The sequence below is a fragment of the Moorena sp. SIO3I6 genome, assembly GCF_010672095.1.
In genome coordinates this window covers 1-3,033 of sequence record NZ_JAAHHU010000508.1, presented here as the reverse complement: position 1 = coordinate 3,033, position 3,033 = coordinate 1, and the positions used below count along the sequence as shown (strand labels likewise).

Sequence of the window (3,033 nt, the reverse complement as noted above, 5' to 3'; positions counted from 1 at the left end):
AAGAATCCCCGTCCTTCCAGGGCGGGGAGTGTCAAAAATCCCTCTTGCTCAAAGTGCCGATCTGTGGTTAATGCATCGGTTATGCTACGTTGGCGCATCAGAATAAAACTGACCGCATCGCACAAGGAATAGGTCTTGTCCTGCCGATCAGCTAAAAGCTGCATGGCTTCTCGGTGTAGTTGTTCATCAACCCAGACTGTTTCAATGTCTGGATTATCAACCAAGTCAACCACAAACTCCAAAACTTTAGCCCGAGGGAACCGGCGGATCAGTGCAAGAGCAACCAACTCGGCTAAGACATGGCTATGAGTCAAGAGTTTACTGCCCGCATCATCGACTAACTGCACCGCCTTTTTATGCTGTGGTTCGTCCCGATGGAGATAGCACAACAAACCTGATGTGTCTAGAAGCACAAAATCACTCCCATTCTAATACTCATCAGTATAAGCTCTGGCGAGGTCAGCATCAATCTCTAGGTTATCTACACCCGTTGCGTGTCCTAGACTGACTGCACCTGCATGGCTTTTGAACTTCTGTCGTGCCTGCTCTTGCTGCTCTGGAGACAGCATCGTAGTGCTAACAGTTCCGTCTTGTCTGCTGAGAACGGCGACTATCCAATCCGTTATGGATATTCCTACTGCATTGGCCTTACGCTGTAGGTCGGCGTAGACTTCATCGCTGATTTCTAGAGTTAGCTGCTGACTCATAGGTGTTAGGCAATTAGCTATTTGAAGCAATTATAGCTTTTGGGTTGGCGTTGCTGAATAGCAAAATGGTTTAACCAGAAAGGGGAATTTCCTGAAATTTTAAATAATAAATTTTAAATAATAAATAAGAAGCCTAATTGATAACTACAACATTACCAAACAAGTTTTGTTAGTTTGAATTTGATTGGCAAGATTGACAGCCCGTTGATGATTATGATCGGTGACCGAAGATAATGCGATCGCAAAAGAAGTATCTAAAAAAACTTCAGTCATTCTCAGAAACAGTTTCCCCATACAAATATTGGTCAATTTTCTCTGACCAATCTGGGTCACCATGTAATTTTAAACACTGAGCAGTTTGAAGGAATGTTGTAGGTTGCCTTACTTAATCAGGCAAAACACTTTCAACAATAATCCTTACCCTTGTACCTGCAGCTAAGTTTAAGGGCACTTCCAGTTGAAGAGCTGTCCGATCAAATACCGCTTCAAGTTCTTGGAGCATGATTCTCTAAAACCTATTGACTATTTTAGTATAGTCCGAGCTTTACCTGTAACGGCCTCAAGCTTAGCGGCGCGAGCACCACCTGTGGGGAAAAAGGGCACTATTCGCGATCGCATCTGCTAGAGCGCCCTAGTTAGGAAGAAATGGGATGATGCAGCTAAGGTGCATCCACACCATAATCTTAAGATGCGTTTGCCCTGTGGATATGGCTCTTGCTAAAATAGGGTCGCTCAATTCTAATTGGTCAGTTACACTAATCATTTTTTGCTTGAGATCGGGAAATAATCCAGTACAACGGTTTATTTATAGCTAGAACTTTCTGAACTTGGATTCAATAATTCCCACAATCCAACAAACCCCACAAAAAACGTATAAATGCCATAGGTTATAGGATTTTTATCACAACTGTCAGCTTTAAAAGCAGCGATTACACCTTCAATGAAATGGGATATTAAAGCGATACTTCCTAGCCACAATACATAATAGAGGTTACTTGGTAGATAGCCATGGGTTAGCCGTAAATAAATATACCAAATTTCTAGACCTAAAGCGCAAGTAATTAAACTAGTAGATGTTATTTTAATTAGATAAAATAATTGCTTTTTCATGCTCAGATTATCCTGAAGTTAAACCCAGACTATAAACAAACTATTTTACCTATGTTACTATGATAGATAGCGTTTGTATCTGGGTGAACACAGGAATTGCCTTGCCCGTAGCGCTATATTCTCCCTATTGCCTGCTCCCTTTGCTATACTAAGAACGCCGTGGCACTAAGTTCAGCAAAACATCAGCAATAGCCTGGGAAATTGGTAAGCCAGGGCAAAGCTCAAGCCAGAAGAATTCTCCCACTGGATTGACCTCAAGAAATACATGGCGACCATCGGGAGTTAGAATAATATCAATCGCGCCATAGTTCAAGCCAAAGTAATCCATTAGCTTCAGCAACTTTTCTTCCAGATCTTGGGGCAACTGATAGGGCTGCCAAGCGTTTAGGGAATCAACGCCCCGTCGCCGCCAGTCATAACGAGCACCTGGAAACTGTTGAGAGTCTATCGAAGCAGTAAACACTTGCTTTCCGACAATTGTGGTTCGTAACTCTAGTGCCTTAGGGAGATGTTCCTGAAAGGTCATTGGACAGAACCTTAATCCATCCAAGTTGTCCAAATCCTCCGGTTTGACCGGATTGGTAAACACTACCTGCTCCTCTCCCTGCTGATCATAGATGGCAAAGGATGAAAGCATTTTGGTAATTATGCCAGACTCACATTCTTTGGCAAATTCCACCACTGCGGCTGGATTATTAGTGGTCAGGTTAAGGGGAGTATCTATCCCGAGTTCCCGTGCTACTTTTAGCTGTAACTGCTTATTCTTAGCTTGCTCAATCACAGAGCCCCGATCCAAGTGGAAGCCATCAATACTGGCAATCATACCTTGGATGGTTACACGGGATTCTTGTACAGAGGCTTGCCGCATTTGCGGATCCATCGTGCTGGGAATTCTTGCCCCCATGGCAATGCGCCGATACCAAACTGCGGAGACCTCCTGCAAATCTAGCTTTTCTTCCTCAGACTTTAGGATTAATCTTTCTGTATTCTTACCGTCTTTATTCTTACCGTAGTAGACATCTAGTTGGACTTCCGTGGGAAATCGGTCAGTGTCAAATCGAAAGGCTTTCCCCCCTTTTTCTTCAATGGCTTTTACCACTAGGGGAATGCTTTCGTTGTCTTGGCTATGGGTAATAATTAAAACTGTCATTGTTAATAATAAAGGGAATAGGGAATAGGGAATAGGGAGTAGGGAGTCGGGAGTAGGGAATAGGGA

Annotated in this window: 5 protein-coding genes; all 5 read right to left on the bottom strand. The window is 43.2% G+C overall.

Features of this window, described 5'->3' with window-relative positions; translation table 11 throughout:
• Positions 1–413, bottom strand: a 413-nt coding sequence (locus F6K49_RS38720; protein WP_293105782.1) for a PIN domain-containing protein, incomplete at its 3' end; no start/stop codon positions are given.
• A gap of 15 nt (positions 414–428) precedes the next feature.
• A complete protein-coding gene (locus tag F6K49_RS38715; protein WP_293074231.1) occupies positions 429–707 on the bottom strand; it encodes a hypothetical protein in 279 nt (92 codons plus the stop codon).
• A gap of 144 nt (positions 708–851) precedes the next feature.
• A complete protein-coding gene (locus F6K49_RS38710; RefSeq protein ID WP_269086950.1) occupies positions 852–980 on the bottom strand; it encodes a hypothetical protein in 129 nt (42 codons plus the stop codon).
• A gap of 528 nt (positions 981–1,508) precedes the next feature.
• Entirely contained in the window at positions 1,509–1,817 is a 309-nt protein-coding gene (locus tag F6K49_RS38705) for a hypothetical protein (RefSeq protein WP_075897055.1), read from the bottom strand.
• 148 nt (positions 1,818–1,965) lie between these two features.
• The coding region (locus F6K49_RS38700) for an MvdD family ATP-grasp ribosomal peptide maturase (RefSeq protein WP_293105775.1) at positions 1,966–3,033 on the bottom strand (1,068 nt) is incomplete at its 5' end.

Coding starts and splice junctions, on each gene's coding strand:
- F6K49_RS38715 (WP_293074231.1), bottom strand. CDS start 707: ATGAGTCAGCAGCTAACTCTAGAAATCAGCGATGAAGTCTACGCCGAC.
- F6K49_RS38710 (WP_269086950.1), bottom strand. CDS start 980: ATGACTGAAGTTTTTTTAGATACTTCTTTTGCGATCGCATTATCTTCG.
- F6K49_RS38705 (WP_075897055.1), bottom strand. CDS start 1,817: ATGAAAAAGCAATTATTTTATCTAATTAAAATAACATCTACTAGTTTA.